This is a genomic window from Chitinibacter sp. GC72, assembly GCF_009760905.1.
Lineage (GTDB): Bacteria > Pseudomonadota > Gammaproteobacteria > Burkholderiales > Chitinibacteraceae > Chitinibacter.
On sequence record NZ_VIRW01000003.1, the window covers coordinates 215,886 to 231,791 of the forward strand.

Consider the following 15,906-nt stretch of genomic DNA (forward strand, 5'->3'; position numbering starts at 1 on the left):
ATGAGTGCGATTAATGAATTAAGTGGCGTCAATGATTTGGGCGTGAAAGCGCATATTCTGGGTTTTCCGCGTATCGGCGCGCAGCGCGAGCTCAAATTTGCGCTGGAAAAATTCTGGCGTGGCGAAATCAGTGAGGCCAAGTTGGCGCAAACCGGGCAGACGCTACGCCGCCGTCACTGGGATTGGCAGGCCGCAGCAGGGCTGGATTTTGTCACCGTGGGTGATTTTGCCTGGTACGACCAGATACTAAATACGGCGGCACTACTGGGCGCGATTCCACCGCGTTTCGGCTTTGACGCCCAGACCCTGAGCCTGCCGCAATATTTCGAACTCGCTCGCGGTAATACCGAGCAGTTTGCGATGGAAATGACCAAGTATTTCGATACCAACTACCACTATCTGGTGCCCGAGCTCAGTCGCCAGACCCGCTTTGACGGCGGTGTGCAATGGTTGTTTGACGATATTGCAGACGCGCTGGCGCAAGGCCATCAGGCTAAAGTGGTGCTGCCGGGGCCTTTGACTTTCTTGTGGTTATCCAAATGCAAACAGGATGGGTATAGCAAGCTAGAGCTTATCCCTGCTATTGTTGCAGCCTATACCCGTGTTATTGGTCGGCTGGCGAGTCTGGGCGTGGCGCATCTGCAGCTGGACGAGCCGATTCTGGCTTTGTCGCTACCTGCTGAGTGGGTGAGTGCATTTGAGCCGGTTTATCGCACGCTGGCTGGTGCGGGCGTGCCCATCTTGCTGGCGACGTATTTTGATTCGGTTGCCGAGCACGCTCAATTGCTGGCCGATTTGCCGCTGGCTGGCGTGCATATTGATGCTGTGCGTGCGCCAGAGCAGCTCGCACAGTTTGCCGATGTCTGGGCTGCGCAAAAAACGCCAAAAATACTGTCGGTCGGCATTATTGACGGTCGCAATATCTGGGCTGCAGATCTGGAGCAGGCGCTGGAACAATTACAAGCTGTGCACGCCAGCCTGGGAGCTGCGCTGTGGATTGCGCCTAGTTGCTCATTGCTGCATACGCCGGTTGATCTGGAACAAGAAACGAAGGAGGCGCAGCTTGATAGCGAGTTGAAATCGTGGCTGGCATTTGCCAAGCAAAAACTGGCTGAATTGAGCATTCTGAAACAAGCGCTCAACGGGCAGGATGTCAGCGCCGAGCTGGCAACAAACCAGGCCGCGCAGCATGCACGTCGCACCTCGCAGCGGATTCATAATCCGGCGGTGGCGGCAAGGCTGGCCAATCTGGATGGGCAGATCGATCAGCGTCTGGCGCCGTTTGCAACGCGTCAGGCAGCGCAGCACGCACGCTTTAATCTGCCGGTGCTGCCAACGACGACGATAGGCTCGTTCCCGCAAACCAAGGAAATTCGCGCTGCGCGGGCGGCATTTAAACGCGGTGAAATTTCGGTTGAGCAGTACGAAGCAGCAATGAAGGCCGAGATCGCGCTGGTGGTGCAAAAGCAGGACGCATTAGGCATTGATGTGCCAGTGCACGGCGAAGCCGAGCGCAACGATATGGTTGAGTATTTTGGCGAGCAGCTGGCGGGCTTTGCGTTTACGCAATTTGGCTGGGTACAAAGCTACGGCAGTCGCTGCGTCAAACCACCAATTTTGTTTGGTGACGTGTCACGTAATAAGCCAATGACCGTGGCTTGGTCGAGCTACGCGCAAAGCCTGACCACAAAGCCGATGAAAGGCATGCTGACCGGGCCGGTGACGATTTTGCAATGGTCATTCGTACGTGACGATCAGCCGCGCTCGACCACTTGCGATCAGATCGCGCTGGCGATTCGTGATGAGGTGTGTGATCTGGAAAGCGCTGGCATCGGCATTATCCAGATTGACGAGCCAGCTTTCCGCGAAGGTTTGCCACTCAAGCAAGCCGATTGGGCGAGCTATCTGGCTTGGGCTGGGCGCGCTTTCCGGATTTCGGCCTCGGGCGTTGCCAATGACACGCAGATTCACACGCATATGTGCTATTCGGAATTTAACGACATTCTGCCCGCCATTGCGGCGATGGACGCCGATGTGATCACGATTGAAACCAGCCGTTCGGATATGGAATTGCTCGAAGCTTTCGGTCATTTCAGCTATCCAAATGAAATCGGCCCCGGCGTTTACGATATTCACAGCCCGCGTGTGCCGCAGGTGAATGAGATGTTGCGGCTGATCGCCAAGGCGCTCGAAGTTGTTCCGGCTGAACGGCTGTGGATCAACCCCGATTGCGGCCTGAAAACGCGCGGCTGGCCGGAAACCGAGGCGGCGCTGGCCAATATGCTGACCGCCACGCATGCCGCACGCGCTGCAATCGCTCAGGGGCAAAGCATTGCAATCGATGCCGCGCGCGTATTGACACCTGCGCACACTGGCAGCTGCGCCTGCAATTAGTTGCTGCACTGCGGGGCCGTCTCTATCTATAATCAGCGCTCAGATGGAGGGCTGACCCAGAATGAAAGCACCCGCAGTAGCCAGTGATGAAGCGCTTCGTATTGCCACCTTGCGCAATTTTTTAATCCTCGATACGCCACCCGAGGAGCGTTTTGACAATTTGACCCGCGTTGCGGCGAGTTTTTTTCGCGTGCCGATTGCGCTGGTTAGCCTGGTGGACGTGAACCGGCAGTGGTTTAAATCGGCCTGCGGTCTTGATGCCAGCGAGACCGCACGCGATATTTCGTTTTGCGGGCACGCCATTTTGCAAAGCGACGTCATGATTGTTGAAAATGCCTTGCTGGATAGTCGCTTTGCCGACAATCCGCTGGTCACTGGCGAGCCGCAAATCCGCTTTTATGCGGGTGCGCCACTGCAGGCTGCCAATGGCTGCAACGTCGGTACGCTGTGCCTGATCGATCGCCAGCCCAAAAGCCTTGCGCCATTTGAAGTTGAAATGTTGCAAGACATGGCCAAGCTGGTGGTCGCCGAGCTGGAAAAACTACCTGCACGTTAATTTCTTCGTCATAGCTGCAGTTTTACCAACAGGCGCGCTCTTTATTTCTGGTATTAACGCTGCGCCTTGCGTCCAAAGCCCGGTAAAATCGCACTATTCGCAATATCAACAAGGCAAAAGGCATGTCGGACGAACTGGTCATCGAAAAAACGCGGCACTGGCTGGAACAGGCAGTCATCGGGCTTAATTTGTGCCCGTTTGCCAAGGCGGTGTATGTGAAAAACCAGATCCGTTTTGTCGTCTCGCACGCCCGGCATCTGGATGGTTTTCTGGATGATCTGGATCGCGAGCTTGATTTTCTGGCCGGTGTTAGCGCTGATGAAGTTGATACCACGCTGCTGATTCATCCAACGCTGTTTCCTGACTTTGAAGTCTTCAATGATTTTCTGGCCATTGCCGACGAAGTGGTGGCCGAGCACGAGCTGGAAGGCACACTGCAAATTGCCAGCTTTCACCCTGATTTCCAGTTTGCCGATACCGAGCCGGGCGATATTGGCAATTACACCAATCGTGCGCCGTTTCCGATTTTGCACTTGCTGCGCGAAGAGAGTATCGCCAAGGCGGTCGCGGCCTTCCCAAATCCTGAAGCAATTTTCGAGCGCAATATCGCCACACTGGAAAAAATCGGCCTGAGTGGCTGGCTGGCGCTGGGCCTGTCGCAAGGCAAGGCCTGAGCGTGCCAATGTCACCCCGACTTTTCAGCTGTTGCATAGCCTTGATGGTGCTGCTGGGCACCGGCTTGTCTGGCTGTGGCAGCACGGGTTCGGGCTCGGGGAGTACCCGCGTTGCGCCCGGTTTTTACCGGGTGCAGACCGGAGATACGCTGTACCGGATTGCCAGGGCGCACAATCAGTCCGTTGCCAATCTCAAAAGCTGGAATCAACTGAGCGACAACCAGATTGTGGTGGGCCAGCTTTTGCGTGTCCGCGCCGATGGTGCAAGCAAGCAGCCTGTACCTGTGAGTAGCAAGCCGCCGGCGAGCAAGCCCACCGCGAGCGCGACGCCAGCACCCAAGGTCAGCTTATCGCTGGTCTGGCCGCACGCGGGCAATCTGGTCGGCAAATACGCGCCGCCGCGCAATAAAGGGATTGATATTGCCGGTAAAGAGGGCGACCCGGTGCTGGTCGCCGCCGATGGCAAGGTGGTCTATGCGGGCGATGGCATCCGTGCCTACGGCAATATGGTGATTGTGCGTCATGCCGGAGACTATCTGACAACCTATGCGCACAATCAGGTGCTGCTGGTGGCTGAGGGCGCGCAAGTGCGCCAGGGGCAGCCGATTGCCAGAATGGGCAAAAGCGGTACCGATACGGTGAAGCTGCATTTTGAATTGCGCTTTAAAGGCCAGCCGACCAATCCGCTGGTGCAGCTGCCCGAGCGCTGATAGCCCGTTTGATTTTGCAGTCGCAGAAGGCCACACGCAGCCATAAACTCATGGCGGGTGTGGCCTTTCGCTTGGTAGCGGCGGGACCGGATAAAGACTGGGCCGGATTATTCGCCGCCCGCGCCTTGCTCGGCCAGACGCAATTCCTGCTGTGCGTGCGGGGTGAATGGATGCAGGTGTGAGGCAAACTGGCGGCTGGCAGCGGCCCATGAGTAGCGCTCGGCAAAGCGGCGTACTTCGTCGCGATCGATATGCAGCGCGCCAATGCACGCTTCGCGCAGGTCTTCATTGAGCGAGCCCGGACCATCCTGACCTATGACATCAATCGGGCCGGTGACGGGGTATGCCGCTACAGGGCAACCGCAGGCCATTGCTTCGAGCAATACCAGGCCAAAAGTATCGGTTTTGCTCGGGAAAACAAACACATCAGCGCTGCTATACACTTCGGCCAGCTCGGTTTGGTTGAGTACGCCCAGCCAGTGAATATTGGGCATATCCTTGTATTGTGCTTTCAGCCCCGCTGCAGCCGGGCCATCGCCGACGATCCATTTGCTGCCGGGCAAATCGAGCTCCAGAAATGCCTGCACGTTTTTTTCCACCGCCACGCGGCCGACATAGACAAAAATCGGTGAGCGCGAGGCCAGTTTGTCGCGCCGTCCGGGTTTGAACACTTCCAGATCAACGCCACGCGACCACAGTACAACATTCTTGATGCCGCGTTTTTCCAGGTCTTCCACCACCACGCGTGTTGGCGCCATGACGGCTTGTGCGGAGTTGTGAAAACGCGCCAGCCAGGCATAGGTCCACGACAAAGGAATACCAAAGCGCAGCTGCACATACTCCGGGAAGCGCGAGTGGTAGGCGGTGGTGTAGGGCAGTTTGTGTTTCAGGCAGTATTTGCGTGCAGCCAAGCCCAGCGGGCCTTCGGTGGCGATGTGGATTGCATCGGGGGCAAATTCGCTGATGCGCTGTTTGACCTTGCTGCCCGGCAGAATGGACAGGCGAATATCAGGGTAGGTCGGGCAAGGGACGGTTTTGAATTCCAGTGGCGTGAGCAAATCCACGGTGTGGCCCATTTTTTGCAGCTCGGCGCGGGTTTGTTTGAGGGTGCGTACCACGCCATTGACTTGGGGCTCCCAAGCGTCGGTAACGATCAAAATCTTCATGCCGCATTTCCTTTGTTCAATTGAAGGACAGGAGTTAAAGATGGGCTCGGCAGCAGGGCTGCTAATTGCTCAGCCTGTTCGCCGTAAAGCTTTTGCCAGTTAATAATTTTGAGTTCGCCATTGGGCAGCTCGACCAGTGCCGTCAGGCTTTCCACCCAGTCGCCGTCGTTGCAATACATCACGCCGTTGATTTCACGCATTTCAGCTTTGTGAATATGGCCGCAAATCACGCCATCGAGCCCTCGGTTTTTGGCCTCGGCGGCGACGGCTTCTTCAAAGTCGGTGACAAAGTTGACGGCCTTTTTGACTTTGTGTTTCAGGTATTGCGATAGTGACCAGTAGCCCAGCCCCATGCGGGCGCGGGCGCGGTTGAACCAGTGATTGAGCTTGAGCGTGATGCCATAGGCCCGATCACCGACAATTGCCAGCCATTTGGCGCATTGCACCACCGCATCAAACTGATCTCCATGCAGTACCAGATAGCGTTTGCCATTGGCCGTGGTGTGAATCACTTCGTCTTCGATTTTGATTTCGCCAAACATCAGGCCAATAAACTGACGGGCGGCTTCATCGTGATTGCCGGGGATGAACGTAACCTGCGTGCCTTTGCGTGCTTTACGCAACACTTTCTGGATTACATCGTTATGGCTCTGGTGCCAGTACCAGTTTCTTTTTAAAGCCCAGCCGTCGATAATGTCGCCGACCAGATACAGATGATCACATTCGGTGTGCTTGAGAAAATCCAGCAAATACTCGGCCTGGCAGCCCGAAGTGCCCAGGTGGACATCGGAAATCCAGATGCTGCGAAAGCGTAATTCATTAGCCATAATCGCACTCCGTCGAGGGTGTAAAACCATCTTGCCGCTGTCACATGACAGTAGTGCGACTGAAAAATGAATGAAATATGACAACCCTTGATTTTTAAATGGCGGAACAACAATGGCGATAACGAGTAATCAAAGCAATTCGGGCAATCGTCCGGATTCCCCCTGCATCGCCGTGTGCTCAACTGCGCTGGGTGATGAGGTTTGTCGCGGCTGCGGGCGCAGCATGCAGGAAGTGGCGATGTGGGTGGCTTTGCCCGCCGAGCATAAAGAAATCATCTGGCAGCGGCTGGAGCAGCACTGGGCCAGCCGGGGCTTGCCACCACCGTGGCTGGCGCGTGATCGCTAAGGCTTGTTAATGGGGGTTGCGAGTGGCTGATTAATCCTGTTTGAACGAAATCAGATCACCCAGCACGGTTTGCTCGCTCAGCTTGCGCTGTGCTGATGGTGCGTCGTACAGCACCAGCCATTGCTGCTCTTGGCTTGAGGGCAGGGCGGTGATGGCTTCGGCGCGATCTTGCCCGACACCATAAGGCAGGCTCAGCATTTCGATCGGGCCGGTCTTCGAGCCAGTTTCCGAGCCTGTTTCCGAGCCTGTCTCTGGGCCTGTTTCCCACAGCACTTCGCTGGCGCTGGGGTCAACATTGGCCATCGCCTGTGCGGCACCCTGCCAGCGAAACACGCGAATCGCCCCGTCCAGCGCCATCGTGGGTCCGGCCAGAATAATCAGATCATCGCCCGACCAGTGCAAATCGCGGATGCCTAGCCCGGCCAGATTCAGAAAATGCTTGCGCAGTTTTTCGTCCGACTGCTCGATGTCATCCAGTCGCAATTCGCCTTTTTGCTCCCTGATGCGAATTTCCAGCAGCCCGGCCCAGCCGCGTAGCACGGGGCCGCGCAAACCGAGCAAAATCCGCTCGTTGCAAACTGCCAACCCTTCAATATCAAAGCCATTGTCTTTGCCTGGTATGGCCAGATAAGCGCCGTAGTGGCGATCTTTTTTTAGTAGTTTGCTTAAGTCATTTTCAAGTGTATCGCCGCGTAGCCTAGCTGCAGAGAGTCCTTCAGGCGTATGCTTGCTGAGGGTATTGCCATCTTTACCCGCAATCACCGGAATGCGCGCCAGCAGGCAGCGATTGCCGTCGCTACTGACCGTGGCTAATCGTTCCAGGTTTTTCTTCTCGCTATAGCCCGCGCGCGGTGCTTTGCGCTTCAGTCCGTGCGAGCCGACCAGCCAGAGGTAGCCGCCGTGAAAATCCAGCCCTTCAATATCCGCTTCAATGTCAGCAGCGTCGGGCAGATCCAGATAGTCGCCCAGCGGAAAGTGAATGCCCTGACCAAATCGCAATTGTTCTGCGCCCAGCCGGGGTAGCGCTTGCAGGCGATCAAGGCCACAGGCTTCGTCGCCAGCGCCCCAGAGTTCATTGCCCACAAAGGCTGCGCCGGACAGATTGGCGTGGACTAGCAATTCTTCGTCAAATTCAAGGCGTACTGCGTGAGGCTCAAGCAGGGTTTTCATGGTGGACTCGGGTTGGTTTACGGGTTGGGGATGACTTCCAGATCGCTCATTGGGTGTTCCATGGTGACGTCGGTTTCGCTGGGGCGGCGGGCAAACCAGCGTACTTTCACTACGGCTTCCTTGGCTCCCAGCGGCACATACACTTCAAGAACACGGCCTTTGCGGCCATCGAGCAGCCTGCCGGTGGCGGCAGGATAAATTTGCATCCGGTCACGGCGGATTTTAACCGTTTGTTTTTCGCTAATCATGGCATGTTCTCGGCATGACAGTTTGTAAACCCATTATTGACTGAAATTACACAAGTCACTGGGCAAAAGTTGCGCCACAACGCAGCCCTGTAAGGTGGGGTGGCGAAGACTGGTTGCATTTTTTCGGTGCAAGAAAAAGCTCGTCAATCATGACGAGCTGTAGAGTATATCCCTGTGAGATATATTCAATGAAGTCTACAAGCAGATACTACATGCCTGTATACATGGGGCCGCCGCCGCCTTCGGGGGTGACCCAGCGGATATTCCGGCTTGGGTCTTTAATGTCGCAGGTTTTGCAGTGCAGGCAGTTTTGCGCATTAATCTGAAAAACCTGATCTTCGCGCCGCGAAAGCATTTCATACACACCCGCCGGGCAGTAGCGGGTTTCCGGGTTGTCATATTCAGCGAAATTGACCGTGAATGCCTTGCTTTCATCGAGCAATTGCAAATGGCTGGGTTGATCGTGTTCGTGCGAGACATTGGCGAGCATGAGCGAATCGAGTTTGCTGAAAGTCAGAATGCCATCCGGTTTGGGGTACTGGATGGGCGTACTGTAGCGGCTTGTTTTCAATGTGGCATGATCAGGGGTTGAGCTACGCAGCGTCCACGGCAGGTTCATGCCGAAACGAGCCAGCCACAGCTCGGTGCCTGCATACAGAGTACCGGCCCAGGTGCCCAGTTTGGCCAGCGCGGGCTTGATATTGCGTACGCTGTGTAGCTCGGGCAATACGCCCTTGCTGTCCAGCAGGATTTGGTAATCACTCAACTCATCGTGTTCGCGCCCGGCGCTGATAGCGGTGTTCACCGCCTGCGCCGCCGCCATGCCCGATAGCATGGCGTTATGCACGCCCTTGATGCGTGGAAAATTCAGCAAGCCCGCCGCACAGCCCATCAATAGGCCGCCGGGGAAAGTCAGCTGTGGCAATGATTGCCAGCCGCCCTCGGCAATGGCGCGTGCACCATAGGCAATGCGTTTGCCGCCTTTGAAGAGTGCCCGAATGCTGGGGTGGGTTTTAAAGCGCTGCAGCTCGTCAAAAGGTGACATGCTCGGGTTGCGGTAATTGAGGTGAACCACATAGCCGACTGCAACCAGATGGTTGGGCAGGTGATAGATAAATGCGCCGCCTTGTGCATCGTGATCAAGCGGCCAGCCCAGCGCATGCTGAACTTTGCCCAGCTGGTGCTGCTCGGGCGCGACTTGCCAGACTTCTTTAATGCCCAGCCCGTAGTGCTGCGGATCACTCTGGCCGCGCAGGCCAAAATGCGCTTCCAGCTCGCCGGTGAGTGAGCCACGAGCGCCTTCGCCGATCAGCGTGTATTTGGCCAGAATTTCAATGCCGCGCGTGTAGTCGCCTTTATGGCTGCCGTCCTTGGCAATGCCCATATCGCCGCTGGCAATGCCGCAGACTGCACCTTGCGCATTGTATAAAACCTCGCTGGCGGCAAAGCCCGGGTAGATTTCAACGCCGAGCTTTTCTGCCTCTTGCGCCAGAAATGCGCACACTTCGCCCAGACGTACGATGAAACAGCCCTCGTTCCGTAGCGGTGGTGGCAGCAGGGCATGCGGAAGGCGGTAGCTGGCATCTTCGTCCAGTAGTAGAAATTCATCGGCGCTGACGGGCGTCGCCAGATGGGGTTGCTGGCTTTGCCAGTCGGGGAGCAATTGATTTAAACCAATAGGGTCTATCACTGCGCCCGACATAATGTGCGCGCCCACCTGCGCGCCTTTTTCCAGAATGCAGACACTCAATTCGCTATTGAGCTGTTTGAGCCGGATGGCGGCAGACAAACCGGCCGGCCCCGCGCCGACGATGACGACATCGTATTGCATTTGATCGCGATTGCTCATGATTGATCCTATATAGATAAATTGGATAAATATAATTTAATTAATCTGATTTACAGATATTCTACGCCTATATAGAATCATTGCAAAGTTTAAACACACTGTGCTGCTGCCGATTACCCCGGCCAGCCCAGAGCAGCCTGAGGGGCGAAAAATGAAAATATTGGTCGGTATTAAACGCGTGGTCGATTATCAGGTCACGGTTAGATCCACTGCCGATGGCAAGGGCGTGGAAACTGCGGGCGTCAAAATGAGTATCAACCCTTTTGATGAAAATGCACTGGAAGCGGCGGTGCGGTTGAAAGAAGCCGGCGTGGCCACTGAAGTGCTGGCAGTGGCCATTGGCAGTGCGGCCAACCAGGATGTGTTGCGTCATGCGCTGGCGATGGGCGCAGACCGGGCGCTGCTGGTGGAAACCGACGCCGTGGTTCAATCGTTGCAAACGGCCAAAATCTATCGCGCACTGGTTGAGCGCGAAGCACCACAATTGGTGATGAGCGGCAAGCAGGCGATTGATGATGATGCGGCGGAAACCGCGCAAATGCTCGCCGCCTTGCTCAACTGGCCACAGGCTACTTTTGCTTCGAATGTGCAGGTTGCCGATGGCAAGGCGACGGTGGTGCGCGAGATTGATGGTGGTCAGGAGACCTTGCTGCTGGCTTTGCCTGCGGTGATTAGCGCCGATTTGCGCCTGAACGAACCGCGCTTTATCAAATTGCCCGCGCTGATGATGGCCAAGAAAAAACCGCTAGAAACGATTGCGCTGGCCGAGCTGGGCAATACCGCCGCGCCAAGTCTGACCTTGCTGAATGTGGCCGAGCCGCCAGCGCGCAAAGCCGGACGGATTTTGAATAATGTTGCTGAATTAGTTGCCGCCTTGCGCGCAGAGAAGGTGCTGCCATGAGTATTCTTGTGATTGCTGAAATCGATAGCCACGGCATCAAGGCCGCAACGCGGTCTGCCATTACGGCGGCGGGTCAGCTGGGTGGCGATGTACATTTACTATTGACGGGTAGTGGCCTTGAGGGTATTGCTCTGCAGGCCAAGTCCATCAAGGGCTTGAGCAAAATACTGCTTGCTGACTCGGCCGAGTACGCGCACGGCATCGCCGAAAACCTGACGCCGCTGCTGGTGAAACTGGCTCCCGGCTACAGTACGGTACTGGCGGCAGCCACGAGCTTTGGTAAAAACCTGCTACCGCGCGCAGCGGCCTTGCTTGATGCGGCGATGGTGTCGGAAGTGACGCAAATCATCGGCGAGCGCACTTTTGTCCGCCCGATTTATGCGGGCAATCTGAACGCGACGGTTGCAGTGCCCCCCGGGCTGGCGCTGATCACCGTTCGCCCGACGGTATTTGAAGCGGCGGCGGAAACAGGTGGCGATGCGGCTGTGGAGGCAATTGCAGCGACGGGTGAGCTGGGTAAAACGCAATTTATTTCCCGTGAATTGGCCGTGTCAGATCGCCCAGAGCTGGCGACGGCGAAAGTGGTGATTTCAGGCGGTCGCTCGCTGGGTAGCAAGGAAATATTCCACGACACCTTAGCGCCACTGGCAGCGCAATTGGGCGCGGCCATCGGCGCAACGCGTGCGGCGGTGGACAGCGGTATGGCGCCGAACGACGCGCAAGTGGGGCAGACTGGTACGGTGATCGCGCCTGATTTGTATATTGCGTTTGGCGTCTCGGGTGCCGCGCAGCACGTTGGCGGCATCAAGGATGCCAAAGTGATTGTGGCGGTGAATCATGATGCCGAAGCGCCGATTTTTAAAGTGGCCGATTATGGTCTGGTGGCCGATCTGTTTGATGTCGTGCCTGAACTGACTGCCGCCTTAAAGCAATAAATCAATCAAGGTAAAAAAAATGTCCAAATTTGCCCATGAAACTGTCCTGAGTGTGCGTCACTGGAATGACTCGCTATTTAGCTTTACCACCACGCGCGATGAATCGCTGCGCTTTGAAAATGGCCAATTTGTAATGATTGGTCTGGAAGTCGACGAGAAACCGCTGGTGCGCGCCTACTCGATTGCCAGCGCCAACTACGAAGAAAATCTGGAATTTTTCAGTATTAAAGTGCCCAATGGTCCGCTGACTTCGCGCCTGCAGCATTTGCAGGAGGGCGATAAATTGCTGGTGAGCCGCAAACCCACCGGTACGCTGGTGCTGTCGGACTTGAAACCGGGCAAGCATTTGTATTACCTGAGCACGGGAACTGGTCTGGCACCATTCATGAGCCTGATCAAAGACCCGGAAGCCTATGAGCGTTTTGACAAGATCATCCTGGTGCACGGCGTGCGCACGGTGAGCGAGTTGGCTTATTCACACTATATCGAGCACGATCTGCCAAACAACGAATACTTTGGCGATATGGTCAAAGACAAGCTGATCTACTACCCAACAGTCACGCGCGAGCCATTCCGCAATATGGGTCGACTGACCGATTTGTTCGAGTCTGGCAAACTGACCGATGACATCGGCCTGCCCCCGCTAAATCCGGAAACCGACCGCGCAATGTTGTGTGGCAGCCCGGCGATGCTGGAAGACACGTGCAAAATGCTCGACGCACGAGGCTTTCAGGTCTCCAAACGGATTGGCGAGCCGGGTGATTATGTGATCGAGCGCGCTTTTGTCGAGAAATAGACGCAAGCGTTCTGGTGCCCAAACGCAGCTCTGTTGTACGCTTGTGCCCACAATGCAATAGAGTTTGCGCTTGCAAGCGGGCATGTCTAGACTTTCATTCTGCGGAATATTTGGGTCGGTGGGGCAAGCAATGCAAACAGAAATCAGTTTTGACCAGGGTCGTGGCCGGATTGCGATGGTGGGTAATTTTACTTTTGAATCTCATCGCGAATTCAAACAGGCGACGACAACAGTGCTGGAGCACGAAGGTGTGGCCGAGGTCGAGCTCGACTTTGACGCCGTTGAATACATGGATTCGGCTGCATTGGGCATGTTGCTGCTGCTGAACGAGCGCGCCAGTGGCCGCAAAGTGACCTTGATCAATTGCAAGGGCACGGTGAAGTCGGTGCTCGATATCGCCAATTTTGGCAAGATTTTCGAGATTAGATAAGTTAGATTTGCACTGTTTATAGGTGCAGTCTATTAAGCATAAAAAACCGGCTTTGGCCGGTTTTTTATTAACCCCGAAGGGACTTCGTATGTTCTTGAGTGTTGGCGTGTACTTCGTGATATCAGTTCTGCCAACCATTGCTTGGTTCATCCTTTATGCCAAATTACTTCTTGTCTGCTCAAAGGTCAAATACACTTGGCTAAAAACAATGTTGGCAATCATTCTATGGATCGTGTTTTCTATAGGTTTCGTCACTCCACTGCTTTACGCAATCAAACTTTGGCAAGCTGAGCTTAATGCCTCAAATGAGTTTCTTTTGCATGGCTGGGTCGCTTTCGCGTATTTATGTTCATTTATGCCCGGTGCGGTCATTTTTCGCTGTTTTTTCTTGCCCCAATTAAAACAACTGGGATATTTTACTTCGCGGCCATGAGCGTTAGATTATTTCGTCCATGCCCAGCTCCTGAATTTTTCGAGTAAGGGTATTGCGTCCCCAGCCTAATAATTCTGCAGCCTCTATGCGTTTACCTCCGGTATGTATCAGGGCGGCTTCGATCACGGTCCGTTCAAAGGCTGGCATGATTTCGTCCAAAATACGCGCATCGCCACGGGTCAGGCGCAGCGTCAGCTCTTGACTTAGTGCTTGCCGCCAATCGCCCAGCGGCAGATTGATGTGTCCTTCGGTCTGGATCAATTCGGGTGGCAAATCGGCCGCTTCAACCACTTGCCCCGGCGCCATCACGGTAATCCAGTGGCAGACGTTTTCCAGCTGGCGCACATTGCCGGGAAAAGGAAAGCTGGCTAGCCAGGCCATGGCCGCATCCGAAAGCCGTTTGCTCTCCACACCCAGCTCCTGCGCCGATTTTTGCAAAAAATGCTTGGCGAGCAAGGGAATGTCCTGGCTGCGTTCGCGCAATGCAGGCAGGCGCAGACGAATGACGTTGAGGCGGTGAAACAGGTCTTCGCGAAACTGCCCCGCTTTGACGCGGTCTTCCAGGTTCTGGTGTGTGGCAGCGATGACGCGCACATTGGCCTTGATCGGCTGATGGCCGCCAACCCGGTAGAAAAAGCCGTCGGACAGCACGCGCAGTAGCCGCGTTTGTAGATCAAGCGGCATATCGCCAATTTCATCCAGAAATAGCGTGCCGCCCTCAGCCTGCTCGAAACGCCCGACGCGGCGCGCATCGGCGCCGGTAAATGCGCCACGCTCGTGACCAAATAGCTCGGATTCCAGTAGATCTTTCGGAATGGCCGCGCTATTGATCGCGACAAAGGGCTTGTTGGCGCGCTGGCTATGGCGATGCAGGGCACGGGCAACCAGCTCTTTGCCGCTGCCCGATTCGCCAGTAATCATCACCGTGGCCGCCGATTGGCTCAGGCGGCCAATAGCGCGAAATACCTCCTGCATCGCCGGAGCCTGACCCAGCATCTCGGGCACATTGGCCGCTGGTTCGCTCTGCTCGCTGAGCTGTTCGCTCTCCTGCAGTGCACGGCGGATCAGTGCTATGGCCTGATCAACGTCAAAAGGCTTGGGCAGGTATTCAAAAGCGCCGCCTTGAAATGCCGATACGGCGCTATCCAGATCCGAGTGCGCGGTCATGATAATGACCGGAATCTGCGGCCAGTCGCGCTTAACCATCTCCAGCAAGGCCAGACCGGATTCGCCCGGCATGCGGATATCGCTGACAATCACTTGTGGTTGTTCTACTGTCAGGCGGTTTAGCGCTTCGGTCGCCGAAGGGAAGGTGGCGTGCGCAATTTGTTCGCGGCTTAAGGCTTTTTCAAAAACCCAGCGAATCGAGCGGTCGTCGTCAATAACCCAGACTGTATTCATGGTGGTATGTCCCGTTCTTAATCGTGTTTTTGCCAGGCGTTAAGCGGCAGAATAATCGTAAAAGTGGTCTGGCCGGCCCGGCTGTCAAATTCAATCGTGCCATGGTGCTGCGCCACATAGGTGTGGGCCAGATGCAGCCCGATGCCGGTGCCACCCGGACGGCCGGAAACCAGCGGATAAAACAGCGTTTCTTTCAAGTGATCGGGAATGCCCGGCCCGTTATCGACAATTTCAACGCGCAAGGCTAGTGGGTAACGACGGCGATTGAGCGTCACCTGGCGGGCAATTCGGGTGCGCAGGATGATTTCGCCAATGCCGCTCATTGCCTGAATTGCGTTGCGGGTGATATTGAGTACCGACTGGATCAGCTGCTCTTTATCGGCAATCAGATCGGGCAGGCTGGTGTCGTAGTCACGCCGCACGGCCAGACCGTTGGGTGTTTCTGCCAGCACCAGGCTGCGCACGCGCTCGAGCACTTCATGAATATTGAGCGGATTGAGCTGCGGCAGGCGATGTGGTGTGAGCAGGCGATCGAGCAGGCTTTGCAGGCGCACAGCTTCATCAACGATGACCTGCGTGTACTCCTTGAGCTGCGGGTCAGGCAGTTCGTGCGCCAGCAATTGCGCCGCGCCGCGTATACCGCCGAGCGGATTTTTAATCTCGTGCGCCAGATTGCGGATCAGCTCGCGATTGGCCTGTTGCTGCGCTTGCAGCCGCTCTTCGTTCACAATGCGGCGCTGCTGATCAATGCGGCGAATTTCCAGCAGCAAGGCGGCAGCCGGTGACTCGATCGGGCTGGCTTCGAGCGTGACATACATTTCGCCCTCGGCACCAAAGACGATCAGCTCGTGCTCGATAATCGAGATATTCTGTTGCAATGCTGCTTGCGCAGCGGTGCTGATCGCGCTGTCGTGGCCAAAATAGTGCACCAGGTGGTTGCCTTCAACGCTGCGCAGATTGAACAGGCTTTTTGCGCTCGAATTGGCATAGCAGACGAGGCAATCCTGATCGATCGCGATCACTGCAGCGTCGATAAAATCCAGGCCGGCAAAAGCAGGGTGGCTCATGGG

At 55.8% G+C, this 15,906-nt stretch carries 16 protein-coding genes; 9 read left to right on the plus strand and 7 right to left on the minus strand.

Annotated features, from left to right (window positions below):
* The 4 genes from metE (at window position 1) to FLS37_RS04460 (ending at window position 4,334) form a co-directional block, all read left to right on the plus strand.
* Window positions 1–2,394 carry a 5-methyltetrahydropteroyltriglutamate--homocysteine S-methyltransferase gene (gene metE / locus FLS37_RS04445; protein ID WP_157314731.1) on the plus strand — a complete coding sequence of 798 codons (2,394 nt, stop codon included), beginning with the start codon at window positions 1–3 and terminating at the stop codon, window positions 2,392–2,394.
* Between the two features lie 61 nt (window positions 2,395–2,455).
* Window positions 2,456–2,950 carry a GAF domain-containing protein gene (locus tag FLS37_RS04450; protein WP_157314732.1) on the plus strand — a complete coding sequence of 165 codons (495 nt, stop codon included), beginning with the start codon at window positions 2,456–2,458 and terminating at the stop codon, window positions 2,948–2,950.
* A gap of 122 nt (window positions 2,951–3,072) precedes the next feature.
* A complete protein-coding gene (locus FLS37_RS04455) occupies window positions 3,073–3,624 on the plus strand; it encodes a DUF1415 domain-containing protein (RefSeq protein WP_157314733.1) in 552 nt (183 codons plus the stop codon).
* 8 nt (window positions 3,625–3,632) lie between these two features.
* Window positions 3,633–4,334 carry a peptidoglycan DD-metalloendopeptidase family protein gene (locus FLS37_RS04460; RefSeq protein ID WP_232522485.1) on the plus strand — a complete coding sequence of 234 codons (702 nt, stop codon included), beginning with the start codon at window positions 3,633–3,635 and terminating at the stop codon, window positions 4,332–4,334.
* Between the two features lie 107 nt (window positions 4,335–4,441).
* On the opposite strand, the gene FLS37_RS04465 is transcribed toward FLS37_RS04460, so the two are convergent.
* A complete protein-coding gene (locus FLS37_RS04465; protein WP_157314734.1) occupies window positions 4,442–5,500 on the minus strand; it encodes a glycosyltransferase family 1 protein in 1,059 nt (352 codons plus the stop codon).
* Window positions 5,497–6,327 carry a UDP-2,3-diacylglucosamine diphosphatase gene (locus tag FLS37_RS04470; protein WP_198314480.1) on the minus strand — a complete coding sequence of 277 codons (831 nt, stop codon included), beginning with the start codon at window positions 6,325–6,327 and terminating at the stop codon, window positions 5,497–5,499. Before FLS37_RS04470 ends, FLS37_RS04465 begins: the two co-directional genes overlap by 4 nt.
* A gap of 112 nt (window positions 6,328–6,439) precedes the next feature.
* Here FLS37_RS04470 and FLS37_RS04475 point away from each other — a divergent pair, with 112 nt between their 5' ends.
* Window positions 6,440–6,673: a DUF1289 domain-containing protein gene (locus tag FLS37_RS04475; protein WP_157314736.1), complete on the plus strand. Its 234-nt coding sequence runs from the start codon at window positions 6,440–6,442 to the stop codon at window positions 6,671–6,673.
* 30 nt (window positions 6,674–6,703) lie between these two features.
* On the opposite strand, the gene FLS37_RS04480 is transcribed toward FLS37_RS04475, so the two are convergent.
* The 3 genes from FLS37_RS04480 to FLS37_RS04490 all read right to left on the minus strand — a co-directional run bounded on the left by FLS37_RS04480 (window position 6,704) and on the right by FLS37_RS04490 (window position 9,940).
* Window positions 6,704–7,843 carry a DUF3616 domain-containing protein gene (locus tag FLS37_RS04480; protein WP_157314737.1) on the minus strand — a complete coding sequence of 380 codons (1,140 nt, stop codon included), beginning with the start codon at window positions 7,841–7,843 and terminating at the stop codon, window positions 6,704–6,706.
* Window positions 7,844–7,860: 17 nt separating this feature from the next.
* Window positions 7,861–8,091 carry a hypothetical protein gene (locus FLS37_RS04485; protein WP_157314738.1) on the minus strand — a complete coding sequence of 77 codons (231 nt, stop codon included), beginning with the start codon at window positions 8,089–8,091 and terminating at the stop codon, window positions 7,861–7,863.
* A gap of 208 nt (window positions 8,092–8,299) precedes the next feature.
* Complete coding sequence (locus tag FLS37_RS04490; protein ID WP_157314739.1) at window positions 8,300–9,940, minus strand: electron transfer flavoprotein-ubiquinone oxidoreductase; 1,641 nt, start codon at window positions 9,938–9,940, stop codon at window positions 8,300–8,302.
* 151 nt (window positions 9,941–10,091) lie between these two features.
* On the opposite strand from FLS37_RS04490, the gene FLS37_RS04495 reads away from it, so the two are divergent.
* The 4 genes from FLS37_RS04495 to FLS37_RS04510 all read left to right on the plus strand — a co-directional run bounded on the left by FLS37_RS04495 (window position 10,092) and on the right by FLS37_RS04510 (window position 13,002).
* Complete coding sequence (locus FLS37_RS04495; protein WP_157314740.1) at window positions 10,092–10,841, plus strand: electron transfer flavoprotein subunit beta/FixA family protein; 750 nt, start codon at window positions 10,092–10,094, stop codon at window positions 10,839–10,841.
* Window positions 10,838–11,776: an electron transfer flavoprotein subunit alpha/FixB family protein gene (locus FLS37_RS04500; RefSeq protein WP_157314741.1), complete on the plus strand. Its 939-nt coding sequence runs from the start codon at window positions 10,838–10,840 to the stop codon at window positions 11,774–11,776. Before FLS37_RS04495 ends, FLS37_RS04500 begins: the two co-directional genes overlap by 4 nt.
* A 19-nt stretch (window positions 11,777–11,795) precedes the next feature.
* Window positions 11,796–12,572 carry a ferredoxin--NADP reductase gene (locus FLS37_RS04505; RefSeq protein WP_157314742.1) on the plus strand — a complete coding sequence of 259 codons (777 nt, stop codon included), beginning with the start codon at window positions 11,796–11,798 and terminating at the stop codon, window positions 12,570–12,572.
* Window positions 12,573–12,702: 130 nt separating this feature from the next.
* Entirely contained in the window at window positions 12,703–13,002 is a 300-nt protein-coding gene (locus FLS37_RS04510; protein WP_157314743.1) for an STAS domain-containing protein, read from the plus strand.
* 436 nt (window positions 13,003–13,438) lie between these two features.
* On the opposite strand, the gene ntrC is transcribed toward FLS37_RS04510, so the two are convergent.
* Both ntrC and glnL read right to left on the minus strand, forming a co-directional pair.
* Window positions 13,439–14,836, minus strand: a complete 1,398-nt coding sequence (ntrC, locus tag FLS37_RS04515; RefSeq protein ID WP_157314744.1) for a nitrogen regulation protein NR(I) — start codon at window positions 14,834–14,836, stop codon at window positions 13,439–13,441.
* Window positions 14,837–14,853: 17 nt separating this feature from the next.
* Entirely contained in the window at window positions 14,854–15,903 is a 1,050-nt protein-coding gene (gene glnL / locus FLS37_RS04520) for a nitrogen regulation protein NR(II) (RefSeq protein ID WP_157314745.1), read from the minus strand.
* Window positions 15,904–15,906: the final 3 nt, after the last annotated feature.

Coding starts and splice junctions, on each gene's coding strand:
- metE (WP_157314731.1), top strand. CDS start 1: ATGAGTGCGATTAATGAATTAAGTGGCGTCAATGATTTGGGCGTGAAA.
- FLS37_RS04450 (WP_157314732.1), top strand. CDS start 2,456: ATGAAAGCACCCGCAGTAGCCAGTGATGAAGCGCTTCGTATTGCCACC.
- FLS37_RS04455 (WP_157314733.1), top strand. CDS start 3,073: ATGTCGGACGAACTGGTCATCGAAAAAACGCGGCACTGGCTGGAACAG.
- FLS37_RS04460 (WP_232522485.1), top strand. CDS start 3,633: ATGTCACCCCGACTTTTCAGCTGTTGCATAGCCTTGATGGTGCTGCTG.
- FLS37_RS04465 (WP_157314734.1), bottom strand. CDS start 5,500: ATGAAGATTTTGATCGTTACCGACGCTTGGGAGCCCCAAGTCAATGGC.
- FLS37_RS04470 (WP_198314480.1), bottom strand. CDS start 6,327: ATGGCTAATGAATTACGCTTTCGCAGCATCTGGATTTCCGATGTCCAC.
- FLS37_RS04475 (WP_157314736.1), top strand. CDS start 6,440: ATGGCGATAACGAGTAATCAAAGCAATTCGGGCAATCGTCCGGATTCC.
- FLS37_RS04480 (WP_157314737.1), bottom strand. CDS start 7,843: ATGAAAACCCTGCTTGAGCCTCACGCAGTACGCCTTGAATTTGACGAA.
- FLS37_RS04485 (WP_157314738.1), bottom strand. CDS start 8,091: ATGATTAGCGAAAAACAAACGGTTAAAATCCGCCGTGACCGGATGCAA.
- FLS37_RS04490 (WP_157314739.1), bottom strand. CDS start 9,940: ATGAGCAATCGCGATCAAATGCAATACGATGTCGTCATCGTCGGCGCG.
- FLS37_RS04495 (WP_157314740.1), top strand. CDS start 10,092: ATGAAAATATTGGTCGGTATTAAACGCGTGGTCGATTATCAGGTCACG.
- FLS37_RS04500 (WP_157314741.1), top strand. CDS start 10,838: ATGAGTATTCTTGTGATTGCTGAAATCGATAGCCACGGCATCAAGGCC.
- FLS37_RS04505 (WP_157314742.1), top strand. CDS start 11,796: ATGTCCAAATTTGCCCATGAAACTGTCCTGAGTGTGCGTCACTGGAAT.
- FLS37_RS04510 (WP_157314743.1), top strand. CDS start 12,703: ATGCAAACAGAAATCAGTTTTGACCAGGGTCGTGGCCGGATTGCGATG.
- ntrC (WP_157314744.1), bottom strand. CDS start 14,836: ATGAATACAGTCTGGGTTATTGACGACGACCGCTCGATTCGCTGGGTT.
- glnL (WP_157314745.1), bottom strand. CDS start 15,903: ATGAGCCACCCTGCTTTTGCCGGCCTGGATTTTATCGACGCTGCAGTG.